The sequence below is a fragment of the Embleya sp. NPDC059213 genome (assembly GCF_042754445.1).
Classification (GTDB): Bacteria; Actinomycetota; Actinomycetes; order Streptomycetales; family Streptomycetaceae; genus Embleya.
Genome location: NZ_JBHZAV010000001.1, coordinates 112,649 through 133,162, shown reverse-complemented (window position 1 = coordinate 133,162; position 20,514 = coordinate 112,649). Strand labels below are relative to the sequence as shown.

Sequence of the window (20,514 nt, the reverse complement as noted above, 5' to 3'; positions counted from 1 at the left end):
CCGGTGCGTGGTGTCGTGCGCCGCGCGAGCCGGCGTCGCGTGCCGACCCACGCCCGCCGGGCGATCGAGGACACGACCTAGGCCCTGCGGGCGATCCGGACGTTCTCCAGCACGCCGAGCGCGTCGGGCACCAGGACGGCGGCGGAGAAGTAGGTGGTGACCAGGTAGGAGATGATCGCCTTCTCGTCGATCCCGGTGAAGCGCACCGACAGGCCCGGCTCGTACTCGTCGGCCAACCCCGTCCGGCGCAGGCCGACCACGCCCTGATCGTCCTCGCCGGTGCGCATCACCAGGATGGAGCTGGTGCTCTCCTTGCTGATCGGGATCTTGCCGCAGGGCAGGATGGGGACCCCGCGCCAGGCCGGGACCAGTTGTCCACCGAGGTCGACATGGTCCGGGTAGAGCCCGCGGGCGTTGAACTCGCGCCCCATCGCCGCGATCGCCTTGGGATGGGCGAGGAAGAACCTGGAGCCGCGACGACGACTGAGCAACTCGTCGAGGTCGTCCGGGGTCGGGGCCCCGGAATGGGACTGCACGCGCTGCGTGAAGTCGACGTTGTGCAACAGGCCGAAGTCGCGGTTGTTGACCAGTTCGTACTCTTGGCGCTCGCGCAACGCCTGGATGGTGAGCCGGAGCTGCTGCTCGGTCTGATCCATCGGCTCGTTGTAGAGGTCGGCGACCCGCGAATGGATCCGCAACACGGTCTGCGCGATCGAGAGTTCGTACTCGCGCGGGTCGAGTGCGTAGTCGACGAAGGAGCCGGGCAGCGCGGGCTCGCCGGTGTGGCCGGCCGACATCGCGATCTCGGCCTCGCCGTGCCGGTTCCGCGGCCGGCGCGACAGCGCGGCGAAGCGATCGAGGTGGGCGCGCAGGTGCGGCGCACCGGCCAGCACGGTGTCGAAGTCGGCGCGGGACAACGTCAGGAGGGTGCCGGCGGTCTCGGCGGTGGCGGTGGACTCCCAGGTGGCGTCGCCGTCCAGCAGTGCGTTCGCGCCGAAGTGCTCGCCGTCGGCGAGTACCCCGACCGCGATTTCGTCACCGTACTCGCCGGCCGACGTCCGGCCGATCCGGCCGTGGGCGATCAGCTGTACCCCCGTGGCCGGCGCACCGCGCTCGACCAGCACCTCACCCGCACGAAAGTCGCGTTGCACGCACCGGCCGGCCAGCGCGGTGAGCACCTGCGCGTCGTCGAAGCCTCGCAGCAGGGCGAGTTCGCCGAGTCCGGCGGGGATCACTCGCACCCGCGAGCCGTCCTGCACGAACCCGACGCGCCCGTCGCCGACGGTGTGGGTCAGCCGTCGGTTGACCCGGTACGTCCCGCCCGCGACCTCCACCCAGGGGAGCACCCTCAACAGCCAACGAGAGGTGATCTCCCGCATCTGGGGCACGGACTTGGTCGTGGTGGCCAGGTTGCGGGCCGCCGCGGTCCCCAGGCTGCCGGGCTGCCCGCTCGGCTCCGACTGCGGGCTGGTGTCCACGGTCATCGACGGATTCTCCTTCATTCGGGCAACAATCGGCACATGTCAACATCACCGGTGACAAAGGAAAAATAGAAGGACATTCGGGCCCTGCGCCCGGGGACAGGAGCACGCTAGCGATCGGCACACCCGAACGGACCCTTGAACCGTTCGTATTACCTCGATGCGGTGATTTCTCGCGCCGGGTGTTTGAAGAGCGCTCCGGTGTGCATCGGCCGACGTCCCACCGGATCGCGGCCGGGTGGGGCGGCTCGGCCGCTGCGGATCCGACTCCGCGAGGCACCGCGAGGCCCGGCGAGCAGCATCTATACCTTCGCTATACCGCCCATAAAGCAGTGCCCGTGAGGCTGTTCCCCGGCAGCGGAACCCGAGCGGAGGGTGGGACGCGATGGAGGGCAACCATCACCTGTTCGGCTGGTCGGACCTGATCTTCTACGACACCCCGAGCCGATGCGCGATCGCGAGCCAGGACGAATTCGCCGCCACCACCCGGCAGTTGCCCGCCGGCTGGCGACGCGACGCGGAAGGCGTATGGACGGTGCTGCGGCCCGAGGACGTGCAACCGCCGCGCCAGGGCTGGAAGATCCACGTCTCGGCCACACTCGACGGCGCACCGCGAACCCTGGACGTCGTCTGGGAGTACTGCGTCGCGCACGGGCTCCCGTTCAAGCACCTGCGGGATCGCCACCTGCAATTGCTGCTGGGTTCCAAGTACGCGCCCAGGTCGTCCGCCGGCAAGGTCGTGGTCCTCTACCCGAGCGACGAAACCCGATGCCGGACGGCCCTCGAAGAGTTGTCCGAGCTGCTGGCCGGCCACCCCGGGCCCTATGTGCTCAGCGATCTGCGCTGGGGGGACGGGCCGTTGCACGTGCGCTACGGCGCGTTCCGGGAGATGTGGGTCCTCGACGAGGACGACGAACTGGTGGCCGCGATCGAACGCCCGGACGGCACCCTGGTGCCCGACCGCCGGCGGCCGGTGTTCGCGGTGCCCGGCTGGGTGTCGATCCCGGACTTCCTGCGCCCGCACCTGGACGCGCGCAACGCCGCCACGGGCACCGACTTCCCCTACCGGATCCGGCGAGCCCTGCACTTCTCCAACGGCGGCGGGGTCTACCTGGCCGAACGAGTGGCCGACGGGCGACGCGTGGTGCTCAAGGAGGCCCGACCGCACGCGGGCCTCGATCGCGCCGGACACGACGCGCGGACCCGGCTGCGGCGCGAGCGGGAGATCCTCGACCACCTCGCCGACATCCCCGAAGTCCCGCGTGTCGAAGCCTACTTCACCGCCTGGGAACACGAATTCCTGGCCCTGGAGGAGCGCGTGGGGGAGGGGCTGTACGCGTGGGCCGGACGCCGGCACGTGCTGTTGCGGCCCGACCCGGGCGAGGACGAGGTGGCCGACTACACCCGGACCGCGCTGCGCCTGCTGGACCGCGTCCGCGACGTCGTGGAGCGCATCCACGCCCGCAGGGTGGGCATCGGCGACCTGCACCCGGGCAACATCCTGGTGGCCGAGGACGGGGCCGTCTCGCTGCTCGACTTCGAGACCGCCTCCCGGGCCGACGAGAGCCACCGCCCCACGATGGGCGCCCAAGGCTTCGCCGCCCCCTGGCACCCGACGGGCGAGGCCAGGGACCGGCACGCGCTCGCCGCGATGCGACTGTGGGCCTTCCTGCCGAACAACCGGGCCTTCCCGCTGAGTCCGACCAAGGTCGAACAGACCATCGCCGCGGTGCTGGAGCGCTTCCCGATACCCGACCCCGACAGCTTCGCCGCCCAGATCCGACGGGACATGGGCGTCGTCGACGGCCGTTGCGAGCAGGTCGCCCCCGACCTGGCCCCGGCCCTCGCGGAGCGACGACGCGCGCTGCTCGGCGAGCCGGCCGACGTCGATCCCGGTGCCGAGGACGCCGACTGGGAAGCGATACGCACCTCGCTGGCCGACGCGATCCGACTCAGTGCCACGCCGGAGCGGCGGGATCGGCTGTTCCCGGGAGACCCGCGCCAATTCCGGGACGGGCCCGCCTCCTTCGCACACGGCGCGGCCGGCGTGTTGTGGGCGTTGACGGTGACCGGACGCGAGTGCCCGGACGAATACGTGGACTGGCTGGTCGCCGCGGTCGACGCCGGCCTGCCCGGCCAACCCGGCTTCCACACCGGCCTGCACGGCACCGCCTACGCCCTCGACCGCCTCGGCCGGCCGGACAGCGCCCGCGAGTTGCTGCCCGCGGCCTACGCGCTCACCGACGACGTACGCGGGATTTCGCTGTTCACCGGCCTGTCCGGAATCGGGCTGAACGCCCTGTACTTCGCCGCCCGGCACCAGGACCCGCAGTCCCGCCGCCAGGCCGAACGCATCGCCGAGCGCGTCGTCGACGCGGTGACCCGCGGTTGGCGAGCGGGCAGCGCGCCTCGACCGGGCCTGATGTACGGCTGGTCCGGCGCCGCGCTGTTCCTGCTGCGTTGCTTCGAGAGCACCGGCGACAAGTCCTACCTGGACCGGGCCGTCGAGGCGCTGGGCCGCGACCTGGACGACTGTGTGGTCGTCGCGGACGGCACGCTCCAGGTGCTCGACCCGGGCCGCCGTACGCTGAGCTACCTGGCCACCGGGAGCGCCGGTATCGCGCTCGTCGCCGACGAGGTGCTGGCGCATCGCGAAGAACCCCGGCTGCGCAGCGCCATCCGCGCCATCGCGGGCGTCTGTCGGCCCGAACTCGCGGTCGAGACACACCTGTTCAACGGCCGCGCGGGACTGATCGGGACCCTGGCACGACTGCGCCGGCACGACCTGGGATTCGACCCGGACCCGGTGCTCGCCGGCCACTTGCGCCGCACCGCCGCCCTCGCACTGTCCTACCGCGGCCGCCTCGCCTTTCCCGGCGAAGGGAGTCTGCGACTGTCCATGGACCTGGCCACCGGCAACGCCGGAGTGCTCCTGGGCCTCACCGCCGCCCTGGATCCCTCCGCCGAGTTGCTCCCCTTTCTCCGTACCGATCTCGGCCGCACGTCGGCCGAGGCATCCCGGTACGGGTCGCCGACCGACCGAGCCGTAGGGGGGAGGTGAACACACATGGCCACGATCCTCGACCTTCAGGAGCTGGAGACCTCGACCGAGGGTTCCGAGCTTCCGGTGAGTCTCGCGAGCTGGCACTGCTGACGTTAGCCGCAGCCGCCACGAGCGCTGTCCGGCAGCAGTTGCGATCTGCTGCCGGGCAGCGTCTCGTCCTCCAGCGTACCCACGGTCCCGGCACCACGACAGGGAGCACAACATGACGACTCCAGGGAAGAACCTGTCCCTGACCCGGATGACGGCCGAGGACTACGACCTGCTCGCCGCGTGGTCCTCCTCGCTCACGGGGGTCTACGCCTCCGCGACGGTCGCCTTCGTCTCCGGCGAGGAACTGCGCGAGCACGCACGCGAAAGCGGCCACACCTACCTGATGGCCACCACCGACGACGGCGAACGCGTCGGCTGTTTCGACTATCGGCAGGTGACCTACCCCGGCAGCTACGAACTGGGCCTGGGAGTCGGCAATCCCGATACCTGGGGCGCCGGCTACGGCGCCGAGGTCGTCGACCTGGCCATCGAACACCTCTTTCACGTGCTGAACGCGCATCGGGTCCAGGGCACCATCGGGCTCTACAACCACCGCATCCTGGGCATGGCGCTGCGCCGAGGGTTCACCGTCGAGGCCCTGATGCGCGACTTCTTCTTCCTCGACGGCGGCTACCAGGACGCGGTGCTGGTGTCGATCCTGCGCGACGACTACTACCGGCGCGACGTCCCGGATCGGCTGGCACCGGCCCGGGACCGACTGCCGCAGGCGGAGCGGGCGGCGGCCATCGAGGCGCTGCGGGCGCATCTGGAAGAGGGGCCCAAGGACCATCTCCTGGAACTGCTCACCCGTCCGCGCCGCGACCCCGCCTCGTCGTGACCGGCCCCCGCGACCCGCGCCGCGTGCCCGGCCCCGACCACGCCCGAGGAGGCGACCGGTGACCCGACACGCCGGCGTGCGACCGCCGGCCCTCGCCCCGGCCGGCTCCGCCGTGATCCGCACCACGGGGCTGCGCAAGACGTTCGGCGACCCGCGTGCGGGCCGCCGCGGTCGCGGCGGCAACGGTCGACCGGCCGTGGTCGAGGCGGTGCGCGGCATCGACCTCACCGTGCACACCGGCGAGATCTTCGGCTTCCTGGGCCCCAACGGCGCGGGCAAGACCACCACGGTGCGGATGCTCACCACACTGCTCACCCCGGACGGCGGCAGCGCCGTCGTGGCCGGCCACGACCTGATCGGCGAACCGGACCTGATCCGGCGCCGGATCGGTTACGTCGGCCAGCACGGCGGGGTCAACCCGATGACCCGGGTACGCGCCAACCTGATCCTCCAGGCCCGCCTGTTCGGCCTGCCCAAGCCCGCCGCCCGGGTGCGTGCCGACGAGATGCTCGACCGCTTCGACCTGGTCGACCTCGCCGATCGACCGGTCGCCACCCTGTCCGGCGGCCAGGCCAGGCGCCTGTCCCTGGCGGTCGGGCTCACCCACGCACCGCAGTTGCTCTTCCTGGACGAGCCCACCCTGGGACTGGATCCCCGCGCCCGGGCCGGCCTGTGGGAGGAGATCCGGCGGCTGCGCGAACTGGGTTCGACCGTCTTCCTCACCACGCACTACCTGGAAGAGGTGGACCACCTCTGCGACCGGCTCGCGATCATCGACGGCGGCCGGCTCGTGGTGGAGGGCACCCCGGGGGAGCTCAAGCGGTCGCTGTCGGCCGATGTGCTGCGCTTGCAACTCCAGGGCGATTCACCCGAGTTGACCTCGCTGCTGAACGAACTGCCGTTGGTCCAGTCGGTGCAGGCGGACGGGCGCACGCTGCGGGTATACGTCAAGGACGGCGAGCACGCGCTGCCGCAGGTGTTGCGGGCGGCGGAGCGGGCCGGGGTGAGCATCGAGGGCGTGGCGCTGGGCAAGCCGAGTCTGGACGACGTGTTCCTGCGGCACACGGGACGGGCGTCGGACGACGCGGGGGATGCCGGCGGCGGCTCGGCCGGTTCGAACGGTCCCGTCGATTCGACCGGTTCCGTTGATGCCGGTGCCGGTGCCGGTGCCGGCGCGGCGATCGGCGAGTCCCGGGAGGCGTCGTGAGGGCCCTGCTGCGCGACACCGCGTCGCTGTACTGGTTCGGGATGCACGAGGCGATGAACAACCGCGCCTGGATCGTGCTCGGCCTGGGCCAACCGGTGATGTGGCTGGTGCTGTTCGGACCGTTGCTCGGCTCGGTGCGCGGTCCCGGACTGGGCACCGACGACGACCAGTTGTCGTTGTTCGTCCCCGGCCTGCTGATGATGGTCGCGCTGTTCGGCAGCATGTTCATGGGACTGGGGCTGCTGGCCAATCTGCGCTGCGGAATGCTGGAACGGCTCGCCGCCACACCGGTCAGTCGATTCGCGCTTCTCACCGGGGCGATCCTGCGCGATGTCACGCTGTTGTTCGCCCAGGCCGTGCTGCTGCTGGCGGTCGGCGCGGCGATGGGGATGCGGGCCGATCCGGCGGGGACCGTACTCACCCTGGGCCTGGTGCTCCTGGTCGGCATGCTCGGCGCGGCCACCTCCTACGGGCTGGCCCTGGTGCTGCGCGAGGAGAGCACCCTGGCCGGTGCGGTCAACGTGCTCACCATGCCGTTGGCCCTGGTCAGCGGACTGCTGTTGCCGATCTCGCTGGCTCCCGGCTGGCTGCACGCGATCGCGCGCGCGGACCCCCTGTACTACGGGGTCGAGGGCGCGCGGCACGCGATGGCGGGCAACCTGGGGGACACCCCCGTGCCGGTCGGGTTCGGCGTCACCGGGACGCTGATCGTGGTCGTCGCGCTGTGGGTGACGCCCAAGTTCCGGAAGGGGATCGTGTGATGTCGCCGGTCGACCCGCCGGCGGGGATACCGCGCCACATCCCACTGCCGCGCGGGCGTCTGCTGCTGATCGGCACCGGCGCCTTCTCGGTGGCCGACCTGCCGGGGTGGGCCGGGCTGCTGCGCGCCTGGTACGGGTGGTCCATCCAACCGTGCCTGACCCACTCGGCGGCCCGGCTGGTCTCCCGCGAGGCGCTCGCGGCGGGAGCCGGTACACCCGTCGCGGGGCCCGAATGGTCGATGACCACCGGCACCACGCCGCACCAGGAACTCGCCGCCTGGGCCGACCTGATCCTGGTCGCCCCCGCCACCACCAACTTCGTCGCCAAGTGCGCCCTGGGCATCCCCGACAACCTGGCCCTGAGCATCGTGAACGGCAGCACCTGCCCGGTGGTCGTCGCCCCGTCGCTGCCGGAAGCGGCGGTGACCCGCCCATCCGTCAAACGCAACCTCGAACTCCTGGCCGAGGAAGGCCACTACGTGGTCCCGACCACCGAGGGCCACGCGATCTCCACCGGGCGGACGGGCGCGGGCGCGATGGCCGACCTGCCCACGATCCTGCGCTTCACGGCGTCGCTCCTGTGACGACGACCCCCGCACACCCACCCCCTCCGGCGGGGTCGGCGGACCGCGTGACCCGGGCGGCTGCCGGGCGACCCGCCTATCCTGCGGCGGCGCGGGGGGACACGGTCGACGACGTGTTCGGGCGTCGGGTACCCGATCCGTATCGGGCGCTGGAGGACAACGCCGAACCGGGGACCCGGGATTGGGCGGCGGCGCAGGATCGGCTGTTCGTCACGCAGCGCCGGCGATGGGGCGATCCGTTCGCCCGTCGGCTGGCCGAGCTGTACGCGGCCGAGTCCGTGATGGTGCCGGTCTGGTACGGGCAACGGCTCTTCCGGATGCGGCACTTCGCGGGCGCCGAGCACGAGGTGTTGTGTACGGCGGCGCCCGGCGAGCCGGAGCGGGTACTGTTCGACCCGGCGGTGCTCGACCCGTCCGGGCGGACCACCCTGGACGCCTGGCAGCCCTCGCGCGACGGCACTTTGGTCGCCTGCCAGTTGTCCGTCGACGGCACCGAGCAGTGCGCGTTGCGGGTCCTGGACACCGCCGGCGGGACCTTCCTCGACGACCGGATCGAGGGCTGCCGGCGCTCACCGATCGCCTGGCTCCCGGGCGCGCGCGGCTTCTACCACACGCGCGGCGCCGAGCGCGGACTGTGGCTGCACCGACTCGGCGACCCGCCCGGCCGGGACCGGCCCATCGTCGGCGACGCGTCGCAGCGGGTGTACGACGTACGCCTGGACGCCACCGGTCGCAGGCTGATCGTCGTGCTCGCCGACGGACCCGGCCGCCCGGACCGACCGATGCTCGCCGACCTGGCCCAGGCTCCGCCCGAACGCCCGTCGCTGCGACCGGTGTTGCCGCCGGGCGTGGCCCGGACGCGAGCCGAGATGGGTCCGGACGGGCGGCTGTACCTGCTCACCGACCTGGACGCGCCGCGCCGCCGGTTGTGCATCGCCGATCCGGCCGATCCGCTGCGCACCCGCGCCGAGTTGATCGCGGAGGACCCGGAGGCGGTACTGACCGGCTTCGCCGTGCTCGACCGGGGCCACCTGCTGGTGCTGCGTACCCGGCAGGCCGTCGGCGAACTCGCGCTGCACCGCGCCGACTCCGGTGCACACGTCCGCGAGGTGGCCCTGCCCGGCGCGGGCACCATCACCGGCCTGTCCGTCCGCCCCGGCGGCCACGAGACCTGGGTCGGCTACACCGACCTGCTCACCCCGCCCACCGCGCTGCGCCACGACGTCCGCACCGGATCGCCCGTCGACCCCACCGCGCCCACCCGGCCCCGCGCCCCGGTGCGCCGAGTTCACTACCGCAGCCCGGACGGGACCGACGTCGGCATGTTCCTGATCACCCCGCCCACCCGCGCCCCGGCCCGCCGCACCACCCCCCGCCCGACCCTGCTCACCGGCTACGGCGGCTTCGGCGTCAGCCTCGCCCCGACCTACCGACCCGACGTGCTCGCCTGGGTCGAGGCCGGCGGCGTCTACGCCATCGCCGCCGTGCGCGGCGGCGGCGAACGCGGCGCGGCCTGGCACCGCGCCGGCATGCGTGAACACAAGCAGAACAGCTTCGACGACTTCCACGCCGCCGCCGAGTGGCTGATCGAGCACGGCTGGACCACCCGGAGCCGGCTCGGCGCGGTCGGCGGTTCGAACGGCGGCCTGCTCGTCGGCGCCGCGTTGACCCAACGCCCGGACCTGTTCCGGGCGATCGTGTGCCTGGGGCCGGTCCTCGACATGGTCCGCTACGAGCGGTTCGGCCTGGGCCGGCTGTGGCGCGCGGAATACGGCAGCAGTGCCGATCCGAACGAGGCGGCGTGGTTGCTCGACTACTCCCCGTATCATCGGGTGCGAACGGGCACCGCCTACCCGGCCGCGCTGTTCGCCGTCTTCGAGGGGGACACCCGGGTGGATCCGGCCCACGCCCGCAAGATGTGCGCGGCGCTGCAACACGCCACCACGTCCACCCGGCCGATCCTGCTGCGCCGCGAACACGGCGCCGGTCACGGCAACCGAGCGGTGAGTCGGATGGTCGCCCTCGACGCCGACACGCTGGCCTTCCTGGCGCACCACCTCGATCCGGCCGACCCGGCGCCGGCCGCCGTCGCGTCGAGGGATCCGGCGGCGACCGGCGTGGACCCGACGAACCCGGAACCGACCGCCCCATGCTGAGGATTGCCCGCCGGACCATGCGCGGCCGGATCTCCGGATCCCTCGGCGCGTTGACCGGGGTGATCCTGTGCGCCGTGCTGACCACGGTGTGGGGCGTGCTGTTCGAGTCCGCGCTGCGCTGGGAGCCCGCCCCGGCCCGACTGGCCGGCACCGACGTGGTGGTCGACGGTGATCCCTGGGCCCGGCTGCACGAACCCGGCGGACGGCAGGCCCAGGTCGTCCTCGGCGAGGAACGCCGAATCCCCGCCCGGGTGTTCGACCGGGTGCGCGCGGTGCCCGGGGCGCGCGCGGTGATCGCCGACCGGCCGGTCTACGCCCAGCTCACCGACCGGGCGGGGCGGCCGATGGTCGGTCCGGACGACACTCCGGCCCGGGGACACGCCTGGTCCACCGCGCCGTTGACCCCGTTCGAGCTGACCGCCGGACAACCTCCGCACGCCTCGGGCGAACTGGTGGTCGAGCGAACGCTGGCCGCCCGAGCGAGTGTTCGCGTCGGCGACCGGGTCGACGTGCTGACCGCCGCCGGCTCTCGCCCGCACCTCGTGGTGGGGCTGGCCGGCCGACCCGGCGCGGCCGGCCTGCCGCGCGAGGCGTCGGTGTTCCTGGCCGCCGAGGAAGCGGCCGAACTCGCGCCTGACGGCGACCTGTTCACGATCGGTGTGCTGGCCGCCCCGGGGGTTTCGACGGCCGAGTTGGCCGGTCGGGTGACGGATGCGCTGCACGCGCCGGACATTCGGGTGGACACCGCCGATCTCCGGGTGTTGCGCGGTTCGGCGATCGGGGCGGCGGAGGATCACGACGCGGTCGAGGGACGAGACTTCGCGCTCGCGGTCTCGGCGTCCTTCGGGTCCGCGGCGGCGGTGTTCGCGATGTTCGTGATCACCGGTCCGCTGCTCGTTTCGGTCGCCCGGCGGCGGCGCGAGATCGCGCTGCTGCGGGCGGTCGGCGCGACGGCCGGGCAGATCCGCCGAATGATCGCGGGCGAGGCGCTGATCCTGACCGCGGTCGGGGTGGCGCTCGGCGCGACCATCGGCCTGGCGAGCTGCGGTCGGGTGGCCGAACTCTTCCGCCGCGCGGGCGTGTTGCCCGACCGCCTGGAGGTGACCCGGGGTCCGCTGCCGGTCCTTGCCGCACTGCTCCTGGGCCTGCTCGGAACCCAGCTCGCCGCGCTGTTCGCCGCGTTTCGTGCCGCGCGGATCAAGCCCGCCGAGGCGCTGCGCGAGGCCGCGCTGCGGCGTCCGCGCGGATCGATCCTGCGGATCGTGGCGGGCGTGCTGGTCGCGGCGGTGGGCGGGGTGCTGGTGGCGCGCTCGGTACGGTCGGGGAACGAGCCTTCGGTGCCGGAACTGTTCGCCCAGGTCGCCGTGTTGCTGGCCGCCGCCGCCCTGGTCGGCCCGTTGCTGATGCGGGTGATGGTGCGTCCGATCGGCGCGTGCGCCGCGCGGTTGGGCGGATCGGCGGGTCGGCTGGCGCGCGCGTCGTTGTCCGCCGACACCCGGGCGCTGTCCTCGATGGTGGTGCCGCCGGCCGTGATCATCGCGTTGACCGGCACGGTCGTGCTGAGCGGGGTGACGCTGGAGGACGAGGGCGCCCGGCAGACCCGGGCCCGGCTGGTCGCCGATCGGGTGTTGGTGGCGGAGGGTGCACGCGGGCTGCCGTTCGAGGTGGCGCGGCGGGCGCGGACGCTGCCCGGGGTCGTCGCCGTCACGCCCATGGTGGGCACCGACGTGGTGGTGCGGCACGGCAGTGCGGTGGGCGATCTGCTGGACCGGGTCCCGGCGCGCGGGCTCGACCCGGGCGGGTCGGCCGCGACGTTGGATCCCGGCGTGCGCGAGGGGTCGCCGGCGGAGTTGGTCGGGGACGCGGTCGCGGTTTCCCGGGACAAGGCGAACGCGTACGGCTGGCGGGTCGGCGACCGGGTGGAGGTGACCTTCGGCGACGGGTCGCCGGCGATGTTGCGGGTGGTCGCGGTGTACGAGCGGTCGCTGGGCTTCGCCGACCTGCTGCTGCCCCGGGAGTCGGTGGCGCGGCACGTGGACGACGCGCTGGACGAGGAGGTGCTGGTGGCGACCGCGCCGGGCCCGGCCGGCGCCGGCGCGCGAGCCGCACTGGACGAACTGGCGCACGAGTTCCCGACGGTGCGCGCGCTCGATCGGGACCGGGCGGCCGAACGGGCGCACGTGGTGGCCGCGTTCGACACCAGGGGCCGCTACCTGCTCCTGGGCTCGCTGATCGCGTTCGCCGCCGCCGGCACCGTCACCGCGTCGTTCACCAGGGCCGCCGGGCGGGGCCGCGAACTGGCGCTGCTGCGTCTGCTCGGCGCCACACGCGGACAGATGTTGCGGATGGTGGGCCTGGAATGGGTCGCGGTGTCGGTGTCGGCCGGCGTGCTGGGGGCGGGAGTCGCCGCCGTGCCGTTGGCCGGGTTCAGCGACGGGGCCACGGGGGACCCGTGGCCGTCGACTCCCCTGCCGGTGCTGTCGGGCGTCCTGGTGGCCGGCGCGCTGCTGGTGCTGCTGTCCCAGGCGTTCCCGGCGGCCTGCGTGCTGCGGGCCGATCCGCTTACGGCCGAGCAGAGCGAATAGCAGGCCGACATCGTTTCGTCGGGACTTCCCAGAGGGGTCTGCTGTTCCCCGTTACGCCGGCGAAGACGGTCACCAACTCGCCGGCGAGAATTCGCTCCTGCAGTCGGCGCAACATCTGCGAGGGCTCCAGACCCATCTCCTTGGCCAACAGGACCCGAATCGAATCGTAGGCCGCCAACGCTTCCCCCTGCCGTCCGGAAAGGTGCAAAGCCTGAATCTGATACACCCTCAGATATTCATGGAACGGATGATTCCGAATAGCTTCCGTGCAGGCATTTATTACCGTCGAGTAGTTTCCTGCGGCGGTCTCCAACTCCAGCCACTCCTGAATGATGGCCAGCCGAATCTCTTCCAGGTGAACTGATTCGGCATATATGGCGGGCATCGAGAGCAGATCCGCCAGGGCGGGACCGCGCCAATGTATTAGTGCGGCCCGGAAAAGATCCGCCGCCTGCCTGGTGTCGCCGCAGGCGCGCACCGATCGGGCGGTGCGCACCTGCTCCTCGAACCGGTCGAGGTCCAACTCGCCGCCCTGCAACGCGATCAGGTAGCCGGACGGTTCGCGCAACAGCCGCCCCGGCGCCCCCAGCCGGGTCAGCAGCTTCCGCAGGTGCCAGATGTAGACCTGGATGTTCTTGGCGGCGCTGCGCGGCGGCCCTTCGTCCCACAGCGCCTCCACCAGTCGATCGACCGAAACCGGGCTGCCGCGATGACAGGCCAGTAAGGCGAGCAGGATGCGCTGCTTGCACGAACCGATCCGGACGGCGCCGCCGTCGGCGTATATCTGGACCGGCCCGAGAATTCGAACCTCCATGGATGCCCCCGTTCCCATCGACCTGCCGAGATCGCCGAGATATCGATCAAGGAAGTCGATCAACGACATTTTTGCTGCTCGGCATATGGCTCAGCCTCTGGGACCGTACGCACGCGGGGCGCTCGCCGTCAACAGAACCCGTCCTTCGATGTGGTAAAGCCGCGAGGCGGTGATCACCGACCATTTGCGAATTGCGGATATCGGCAATGCGCATGTATTTTCCGCGACCGTCTAGTGAAGATCGCCGGCACCTGCGCAAAACAATCACCGAGGCGTTCGGCGCTGCTCCTCGGTACCACCCGCGCCCGTCGTCACACGCACACACCCACCCGTCGGGACAGTGCACATCGTGCACCGCCGGTCGAGCGGGCGAGGGTCTCCCGGATCGCCCCGCGCAGCCGCTCCGCCGACCGACTCGCGGTCGGGGACTGGTAGTTTCGCCTACGCGCGGTCGGCCATCGTTGTCACCACGGCCGCCGAAAAGGCTGTCCTGCCGAGCACGGGGGCTGGACCGGTGGACCGGACGGGAGCCTGTCGTGACCACGGCACTGATCATCGGCGACATCCAGCAGGGCATCACGAGCGGCTACCCGTTCGCCAAGCGGGTCGTGCCACCGCTCACCGAACTGCTGCCACGTGCCCGCGCGGCCGGTGTCCTGGTGGTGTTCGTGCACTTCGCCCTCCGGGCCAACGGGCGCGACCTGCCGCCGGGCAACGCCCTCCTCAGGACGTTCCACGAAGCCGGGGACACCTTCCACGAGGGCTCGGCCGGAACCGGGATCGCGCTGCCGGTCGCGGCCGAGGACGTCGTCGTGGTGAAACGCCGGGCCAGTGCGTTCGCCGGCACCGATCTCGACCTCGTGCTCCGCGCGGGCGGCGTCGACACCCTCGCGATCGCCGGAGTCGCAACCGGCGCGATGGTGGCCGCGACGTGCTACGACGCGGCGGACCGTGACTACCGGGTGACCGTCCTGCGCGACGGCTGCGCCGACGGTGACGCGGCCATCCACGAATTCTTCATGGACGCGGTCTTCCCCAGCCGGGGATTCGAGGTCGTAACCTGCGCCGATTGGCCGCTGCGCCCCGCTCCTTCGGCGACAGCGGGAGCCGGCGCAGTCTAGGCCGATCGCGAACGCGATGCCGGGCCCGTCGAGCGGCCGACGCGACGGCGGGCTACCGGAAGGGCCGACGCCGACGCTCGTGGCCGACCCATCCGGGCCCGTGGGACCGCGGCTGGAACGCCACGGGGGAGGTGCGGGCGCCTTCCGCTTCCGCGGGACTGGGCGAGTGAGGTACGCGGGCGCGGTTCACCGGACGGGTTCGCCGGATCACCGGGCTCGGTCAGATCACCAGGCTCAGCAGCGCCGCGACCGCGAAGCCCGCGATCGACAGGACGGTTTCCAGGACCGTCCACGACTTGAGGGTGTCGCGCTCCGAGATGCCGAAGTACTTGGCGACCATCCAGAACCCGCCGTCGTTGACGTGCGAGGCGAAGATCGAGCCTGCCGAGATCGCCATGATGATCAGGGCGAGGTGGGCCTGCGACATGTCCTGACCCTCGACCAGCGGCACCACGATGCCCGAGGTGGCGACGATGGCGACGGTCGCCGAACCCTGGGCGACGCGCAGCACGACCGAGATCAGCCACGCGAGGACGATGACCGGGAGGCCGACGTTGTCGAAGGTCGTCGCGAGCGCGTTGGCGATACCGGACGCCTTGAGGACCGCGCCGAAGACCCCGCCCGCGCCCACGACCAGCAGGATGTTGCCGACCGGCTTGAGCGAAGCGGTCGACACCGTTTCGAGGGACTTGCGGGACCAGCCCCGGCGGATGCCCAGCAGGTAGTACGCGAGGAACAGCGCGATCGTCAGGGCGACGAAGGGGTTGCCGAAGAACTCGATGACCGAACGCCCGGTCGACGGGTCGAAGGCGATCGAGGAGAACGTCGCACCCAGGATCAGGATGAGCGGCGTGCCGATGATGGCGAGGACCGTACCGAGGGCGACGGGCTTCTCGGGCGGCTTGATGCCCGAGGCGGCCTGCTCGGCGGCGACCGCGGCCTTCGCCTCCGCGGCGGCCTCGACCATGTCGTGCGGGACGTCGACGAAGATGCGCTTGCCGATCCACGCGGCGTACGCCCAGGCCGCCAGCACGGCGGGGATGCCCACGACGACGCCCATCAGGATGACCCAGCCGAGCGAGACGTCGAACAGACCCGCGGCGGCCACGGGGCCGGGGTGCGGCGGCAGGAACGCGTGGGTCATCGACAGACCGGCCAGCAGGGGCATCGCGTACAACAGGATCGACTTGCCGGAGCGCTTGGCGGCGGCGTAGACGATCGGCGCCAGCACGAAGATGCCGACGTCGAAGAAGACCGGGATACCGAAGATGAGGCCGGTCAGACCCATCGCGAGCGGCGCGCGCTTCTCGCCGAAGAGGTTCAGCAGGCGCGTGCTGAGCACCTCGGCGCCGCCGGACACCTCCAGGATCGCGCCGAGCATCGTGCCCAGCCCGATGATGATCGCCACATGGCCGAGAATGCCGCCCATGCCCGACTCGATGACCGAGACGGCGGCGGACTTCTGGACGGTACCGAAGAGCTCGGTGACGGACAGGCCCGCGCCGAGGCCGACGGCTATGGAGACCGCGAGCAGCGCGACGAAGGGCTGGAGCCTGATCTTGATGATCAGGTAGAGCAGGAGGGCGATGCCGAGCGTCGCGACGGTCAGCAGGGCGGCCGTGCCGTCGAACAGGAGGAGCAGACCGCCGGTGTGCGGTGGGGTCTTCGGGGGCGGCGTCGAAGCCGGCAGCGTGAGCAGCACGGAGTGAACCTCATGGTTTCCGGACGCGTTGGGGCAAGGGGGGACCGCGGCACGGCGCCATGGGGGAGCAGAGCGCCGTGCCTTGGGGGACGAACGGGAGGATACGGGGCAAGGGGTCTCAGCCGAGAACGGCCAGCGCGTCGATCTCGATGAGCAGACCCGCGGGAAGGCCGACGTACACGGTGGTACGGGCGGAGGCGGGGGCGGTCAGGCCCTGCTCCTCGAAGTACGCGTTGTAGATCGCGTTCATTTCGGCGAAGTGGCCGGTGTCGGTCAGGTAGACGCGCATCATCATCACGTCGTCCCAGCTCGCGCCGCCCTCCTCCAGGATCGCCTTGACGTTGGCGAAGGTCTGGAGGGTCTGCTCGCGCAGGGTCGGGCCGGCGGGGGTGGGTGCCTGGCCTTCGACGGCCGGGAGGAAGCCGACCTGGCCGGCGACCTGGAGGATGTTGCCCTTGCGCACACCGTGGGAGAACTTGGCGGGCGGCGCGGTGTGGGTGGCGGGGGTGATCGCGATCTTTTCGAGCTTGTCGGTCATCGGCGTGCCTTCTCGGTGGGGGTGGTGATCGCGCTGCGATCGTGGTGGTCGTGTGGCGGCCGTACTGCGGTCGCACCGCGGTCCGGCCGCGATCACACGATGGTCGTGCGGTGACCGGGCGGTCATCGTGGGGGATGGGCGGTACCCGAGTACTCCCGCGTGATGGCGTCGGCGGTGCGGCGTACCAGCGGGAGCAGGGCCAGGAGTTCCTCGGCGGTGACGACGACATTCGGCGCGGAGACCGACATGGCGGCGACGACCAGTCCGTCCGCACCGCGAACAGGGGCCGCGATGCAGTTGATGGACTCCTCGTGGCCACCCAGGTCGGTGGCCCAGCCCTGTTCGCGGACGGTCGCCAGTTCCCGGAGGAACGCGCCGGCGTTCGGTATCGAACGGGACGTGTACATGGGGTATTCGAGCTTCTCGGCGACGGCGCGCCGTTCGGGCTCGGGCAGGTCGCCGAGGAGCAGCTTGGCGACGGCGGCGACGGTGATCGCGACCGGTTTGCCGACCCGCGAGTACATCCGTACCGGGTAGCGGCTCTCGACCTTGTCGATGTAGAGGACCTCGTGCTCCTCGTACACCGCGAGGTGCACGGTGTGCCCGCACTGCTCGTTGAGCGCGACCAGGTGCGGATGCGCGATCTCGCGGACATCGAGGTTCTCGACGGCCTCCTGGGCGAGTGCGAACAGGCGCGCGCCGAGGCGGTAGCGCTGGTCCTGCTGGCGATAGACGAGGCCGTGCTCGTGCAGGGTGCGGAGCAGGCGCAGCGCGGTGGACTTGTGGACGCCGAGGCGCTCGGCGACCTGTCCGAGGTCGGCGGGCCCCTGGGCCAGCAGCGGCAGGATGCTCAGGGCTCGGTCGACGGTCTGGCTCATGGGGTGCATACCTCCTGGTCCGCCCCGGTGGCGGTGGCGTGGGCCTGGGTCCAGCCGGGGCCGAGACGCAGTCTGCCCCAGGCCCCGTCGTCGAGGTCGGCCAAGCGGTCGGCCACGGCGCGCGGCGGCGGGACGGCGAGGTCGCCCGCGACGGTGAGTGCGGCGGCGGCCATGAGGTGGCCGTGGCGGATGCGCCGGCGTACCGGAAGGCCCCGCAGGGTCGCGGAGAGGAACCCGGCCGCGAAGGCGTCGCCCGCACCGACCGGGGCGGCGATGTCGACGGTGAGGGCCGGTACGAAGACCGACGGTCCGTCGTCGGTGAACACGGTGGCGCCCGCGCCGCCCTGCTTGACGACGACCACGCCCGGCTCGGGGAGCGCGGCCCGAATCGCGTGCGCGCCGCGGATGTTCCACGCGGCCTCGGCCTCGTCCTCCCCGACGAATACCAGGTCGGCGCCGCGGGCCAGATCGAGCAGGACGGCGGGTCCGGCGGCCACGCTCCCGCGCTCGTCCCAGAGGTTCACGCGGTAGTTGACGTCGAAGGAGACGAGCGGCCGACCGGGCCGGCGGCGGGTCGCCTCGGCCAGGAGCGCGAGGCAGTCGTCGGAGAGGGCGGCGGTGATGCCCGAGACGTGCAGGACGCGTCCCGACCACAGGTCGCGGTCGGGGATGAGGCGGGGGGACATGGCGGAGGCCGCAGAGCCGGCGCGGTAGTAGAGGACTTCGGCGACGGGTTCGGCGATCGGGTCCGCGATGGGTTCGGCCGCGGTGACGACCGCGACGGCGGCGGGTACGACCGCGGCCGTCGCCGCGGTGTCCGGCGTGGCCCGGTCGCCGTCCCCGGTGGCCCGCTCGCCCGCCGTACGGAAGTAGATGCCGGTCGGCCGGAGCGGGTCGCGCTGGACGGCCGACGTGTCGACCCCGTACGCCGCGATCGCCGCGACGAGGTGGTCGCCGAATCCGTCGGAGCCGACCCGGCTGAGCCAGCGCGTGCGGTGCCCGGCCGCGGCCAGCGCGCACGCCACATTGGACTCGGCGCCGCCTATGCCGCGCTCGAAGGACGGAACATCGGCGAGGCGGCCGGGGCGTGAGGGCAGGAACGTGACCATGGACTCGCCAAGGCAGACGACGTCGACGGTTCCCGGTGCAGTCACGCTCACGATTGCTCGAACTCCCGGTTCATCGGTTCGTCATGCTCGTCAAGAGCATCGGGGCATAAAGGATGTAAAGAACAGCAAGGACAGCAAGAGCGGCAAGGACATCGAGTCCGCTAAGACCATCGAGGACATCGAGGACATCGAGGACATCGAGGACGCCAGGATCGTCGAGCGGTCGCCGCCGTCTCGCCGACGGCCGCGTGACGCCGACCATTGACCCGGCGTTGGCTCGGATGTTAGACAACGCCGAGCGATATACGCAATGGGCGTTGCACAGGATGCAACGATGATGTCAGGAGGCTCCCATGGCTGCCGACAACGCGGTCGGCCGGCTCGCCGGGCTCGCGGACGAGCGTGTCGACCACCGCTTCAAGGCCCTGCCACCGGACGCCGAGGGCCTGACCGTCGGCGAGCTGGCCGCCGAGCGCCGCAACCTCTTCACCGGCGGCTTCACCACACCGGTCCTGGCCCTGTCCGCCGAATCCGTCGAGCACAACCTGGCCCTGATGGAGACGTACGCGCAGCGGCACGGCCTGGCCTTCGCCCCGCACGGCAAGACGTCGATGGCCCCGCGGTTGTTCGCCCGCCAACTCGAACACGGCGCGTGGGGCATCACCGTGGCCGTCCCGCACCAGGCGCGCGTGGCCCGCGCGTTCGGCGTCTCGCGCATCTTCCTCGCCAACGAGGTGGTGGACGCGCCGGCGCTGCGCTGGTTGGCCGGGGAACTCGACGCGGACCCGGACTTCCGCTTCCTCTGCTACGTCGACTCCGTGCGCGGCGTCGAATTGATGGACGCCGCCCTGCGTGCCGCCGAGGCCCGTCGCCCGCTCGACGTGGTCGTCGAACTCGCGGCCGGCGAGGGCGCCCGCACCGGAGCCCGCACCGAGAGCGAGTGCGCCGAGATCGCCGACGCGGTCGCCGCCTCCCCGGTGCTGCGCCTGGTGGGCGTCGCCGGCTACGAGGGCGAGGTGCCGCAGGCCGACGGCGACCGGGTGCGCACCTGGCTGCGCCGACTGACGTCCCTGGCCGCCGACTTCGACAGGCAGGGCTGCTTCGAGCAGCTCGACGAGATCGTGGTCAGCGCGGGTGGAAGCGCCTGGTTCGACGCGGTGGCCGACATCTTCGCCGAGCTTCCCGAGCTGTCCCGCCCGGTCCTGAAACTGCTGCGCTCCGGAGCGTATGTCTCGCACGACGACGGCCACTACCGGCACCTCACGCCGTTCAACCGGGTCCCCGACGAAGGCGCCCTCCAGCCGGCCTTCCGCCTGTGGGCCCAGGTCGTCTCCCGTCCGTCCCCCACGCAGGCGTTCGTCAACGCCGGCAAGCGCGACGCCGCATACGACCTCGACCTGCCCGAGGCACACGTCGTGCGTTCCGCGCGCGACGGCTCGGTGCGCCCCGCCACCGGCATCACCGTCTCCGGCCTCTCCGACCAGCACGGCTGGGTCACCACCGACGCGGGCGCCGAGCTGGAGGTCGGCGACTGGCTCGGCATGGGCTTGTCGCACCCCTGCACGTCCTTCGACAAATGGCAGTTGATCCCGTTGGTGGCAGCCGACGGCACCGTGACCGACTACATCCGCACCCTGTTCTAGGAG

General features: G+C 71.8%; 17 protein-coding genes. 11 read left to right on the top strand and 6 right to left on the bottom strand.

The genetic code is table 11. The features are described from left to right. Nucleotides 1–77: 77 nt before the first annotated feature. The gene (locus ACFXMF_RS00585) at nt 78–1,484 is read right to left on the bottom strand and encodes a family 2B encapsulin nanocompartment shell protein (RefSeq protein ID WP_379989570.1); all 1,407 of its coding nucleotides are present in this window, start codon (nt 1,482–1,484) and stop codon (nt 78–80) included. Nucleotides 1,485–1,866: 382 nt separating this feature from the next. On the opposite strand from ACFXMF_RS00585, the gene lanKC reads away from it, so the two are divergent. From lanKC to ACFXMF_RS00545, 8 genes are all read left to right on the top strand, one after another. Further along, nucleotides 1,867–4,542 (top strand): class III lanthionine synthetase LanKC, encoded by a 2,676-nt coding sequence (gene lanKC / locus ACFXMF_RS00580; protein WP_379989571.1) that lies wholly within the window; start codon nt 1,867–1,869, stop codon nt 4,540–4,542. A gap of 6 nt (nt 4,543–4,548) precedes the next feature. Then, on the top strand, nt 4,549–4,635 hold the full coding sequence (locus tag ACFXMF_RS00575) for a class III lanthipeptide (RefSeq protein WP_360305939.1): 87 nt from the start codon (nt 4,549–4,551) through the stop codon (nt 4,633–4,635). 112 nt (nt 4,636–4,747) lie between these two features. After that, nucleotides 4,748–5,413 carry a GNAT family protein gene (locus tag ACFXMF_RS00570; protein WP_360305678.1) on the top strand — a complete coding sequence of 222 codons (666 nt, stop codon included), beginning with the start codon at nt 4,748–4,750 and terminating at the stop codon, nt 5,411–5,413. 58 nt (nt 5,414–5,471) lie between these two features. Next, entirely contained in the window at nt 5,472–6,620 is a 1,149-nt protein-coding gene (locus ACFXMF_RS00565) for an ATP-binding cassette domain-containing protein (RefSeq protein WP_379989572.1), read from the top strand. Next, complete coding sequence (locus ACFXMF_RS00560) at nt 6,617–7,381, top strand: ABC transporter permease (protein WP_360305682.1); 765 nt, start codon at nt 6,617–6,619, stop codon at nt 7,379–7,381. The genes ACFXMF_RS00565 and ACFXMF_RS00560 overlap by 4 nt, the downstream gene beginning before the upstream one ends. Then, complete coding sequence (locus ACFXMF_RS00555) at nt 7,381–7,965, top strand: flavoprotein (protein WP_379989573.1); 585 nt, start codon at nt 7,381–7,383, stop codon at nt 7,963–7,965. Before ACFXMF_RS00560 ends, ACFXMF_RS00555 begins: the two co-directional genes overlap by 1 nt. After that, nucleotides 7,962–10,121: a prolyl oligopeptidase family protein gene (locus ACFXMF_RS00550; protein ID WP_380020476.1), complete on the top strand. Its 2,160-nt coding sequence runs from the start codon at nt 7,962–7,964 to the stop codon at nt 10,119–10,121. Before ACFXMF_RS00555 ends, ACFXMF_RS00550 begins: the two co-directional genes overlap by 4 nt. Continuing rightward, nucleotides 10,115–12,706: an FtsX-like permease family protein gene (locus tag ACFXMF_RS00545; protein ID WP_379989575.1), complete on the top strand. Its 2,592-nt coding sequence runs from the start codon at nt 10,115–10,117 to the stop codon at nt 12,704–12,706. Before ACFXMF_RS00550 ends, ACFXMF_RS00545 begins: the two co-directional genes overlap by 7 nt. On the opposite strand, the gene ACFXMF_RS00540 is transcribed toward ACFXMF_RS00545, so the two are convergent. Beyond that, nucleotides 12,684–13,589 carry a BTAD domain-containing putative transcriptional regulator gene (locus ACFXMF_RS00540; RefSeq protein ID WP_360305690.1) on the bottom strand — a complete coding sequence of 302 codons (906 nt, stop codon included), beginning with the start codon at nt 13,587–13,589 and terminating at the stop codon, nt 12,684–12,686. The two genes, ACFXMF_RS00545 and ACFXMF_RS00540, sit on opposite strands and share 23 nt — an antisense overlap. A gap of 467 nt (nt 13,590–14,056) precedes the next feature. Here ACFXMF_RS00540 and ACFXMF_RS00535 point away from each other — a divergent pair, with 467 nt between their 5' ends. Further along, nucleotides 14,057–14,641 carry a cysteine hydrolase family protein gene (locus ACFXMF_RS00535; protein WP_379989576.1) on the top strand — a complete coding sequence of 195 codons (585 nt, stop codon included), beginning with the start codon at nt 14,057–14,059 and terminating at the stop codon, nt 14,639–14,641. Nucleotides 14,642–14,861: 220 nt separating this feature from the next. Here ACFXMF_RS00535 and ACFXMF_RS00530 read toward each other — a convergent pair whose 3' ends face one another. The 4 genes from ACFXMF_RS00530 to ACFXMF_RS00515 form a co-directional block, all read right to left on the bottom strand. Further along, a complete protein-coding gene (locus tag ACFXMF_RS00530) occupies nt 14,862–16,340 on the bottom strand; it encodes a GntP family permease (protein ID WP_379989584.1) in 1,479 nt (492 codons plus the stop codon). 121 nt (nt 16,341–16,461) lie between these two features. Continuing rightward, complete coding sequence (locus ACFXMF_RS00525; protein ID WP_360305694.1) at nt 16,462–16,881, bottom strand: RidA family protein; 420 nt, start codon at nt 16,879–16,881, stop codon at nt 16,462–16,464. Between the two features lie 122 nt (nt 16,882–17,003). After that, nucleotides 17,004–17,759: an IclR family transcriptional regulator gene (locus ACFXMF_RS00520; protein WP_379989577.1), complete on the bottom strand. Its 756-nt coding sequence runs from the start codon at nt 17,757–17,759 to the stop codon at nt 17,004–17,006. Beyond that, nucleotides 17,756–18,868, bottom strand: a complete 1,113-nt coding sequence (locus ACFXMF_RS00515; protein WP_379989578.1) for a sugar kinase — start codon at nt 18,866–18,868, stop codon at nt 17,756–17,758. The genes ACFXMF_RS00520 and ACFXMF_RS00515 overlap by 4 nt, the downstream gene beginning before the upstream one ends. Here ACFXMF_RS00515 and ACFXMF_RS00510 point away from each other — a divergent pair. Together ACFXMF_RS00510 and ACFXMF_RS00505 are read left to right on the top strand one after the other, a co-directional pair. Then, on the top strand, nt 18,867–19,133 hold the full coding sequence (locus ACFXMF_RS00510) for a hypothetical protein (protein WP_379989579.1): 267 nt from the start codon (nt 18,867–18,869) through the stop codon (nt 19,131–19,133). The two genes, ACFXMF_RS00515 and ACFXMF_RS00510, sit on opposite strands and share 2 nt — an antisense overlap. Before the next feature lie 88 nt (nt 19,134–19,221). Beyond that, the gene (locus ACFXMF_RS00505) at nt 19,222–20,511 is read left to right on the top strand and encodes an amino acid deaminase (RefSeq protein ID WP_379989580.1); all 1,290 of its coding nucleotides are present in this window, start codon (nt 19,222–19,224) and stop codon (nt 20,509–20,511) included. Nucleotides 20,512–20,514: the final 3 nt, after the last annotated feature.

Excerpts from the sequence above, each read along its gene's own strand:
- ACFXMF_RS00585 (WP_379989570.1), bottom strand. The coding sequence starts at position 1,484 with ATGACCGTGGACACCAGCCCGCAGTCGGAGCCGAGCGGGCAGCCCGGC.
- lanKC (WP_379989571.1), top strand. The coding sequence starts at position 1,867 with ATGGAGGGCAACCATCACCTGTTCGGCTGGTCGGACCTGATCTTCTAC.
- ACFXMF_RS00575 (WP_360305939.1), top strand. The coding sequence starts at position 4,549 with ATGGCCACGATCCTCGACCTTCAGGAGCTGGAGACCTCGACCGAGGGT.
- ACFXMF_RS00570 (WP_360305678.1), top strand. The coding sequence starts at position 4,748 with ATGACGACTCCAGGGAAGAACCTGTCCCTGACCCGGATGACGGCCGAG.
- ACFXMF_RS00555 (WP_379989573.1), top strand. The coding sequence starts at position 7,381 with ATGTCGCCGGTCGACCCGCCGGCGGGGATACCGCGCCACATCCCACTG.
- ACFXMF_RS00545 (WP_379989575.1), top strand. The coding sequence starts at position 10,115 with ATGCTGAGGATTGCCCGCCGGACCATGCGCGGCCGGATCTCCGGATCC.
- ACFXMF_RS00540 (WP_360305690.1), bottom strand. The coding sequence starts at position 13,589 with ATGTCGTTGATCGACTTCCTTGATCGATATCTCGGCGATCTCGGCAGG.
- ACFXMF_RS00525 (WP_360305694.1), bottom strand. The coding sequence starts at position 16,881 with ATGACCGACAAGCTCGAAAAGATCGCGATCACCCCCGCCACCCACACC.
- ACFXMF_RS00520 (WP_379989577.1), bottom strand. The coding sequence starts at position 17,759 with ATGAGCCAGACCGTCGACCGAGCCCTGAGCATCCTGCCGCTGCTGGCC.
- ACFXMF_RS00510 (WP_379989579.1), top strand. The coding sequence starts at position 18,867 with ATGGACTCGCCAAGGCAGACGACGTCGACGGTTCCCGGTGCAGTCACG.
- ACFXMF_RS00515 (WP_379989578.1), bottom strand. The coding sequence starts at position 18,868 with ATGGTCACGTTCCTGCCCTCACGCCCCGGCCGCCTCGCCGATGTTCCG.
- ACFXMF_RS00505 (WP_379989580.1), top strand. The coding sequence starts at position 19,222 with ATGGCTGCCGACAACGCGGTCGGCCGGCTCGCCGGGCTCGCGGACGAG.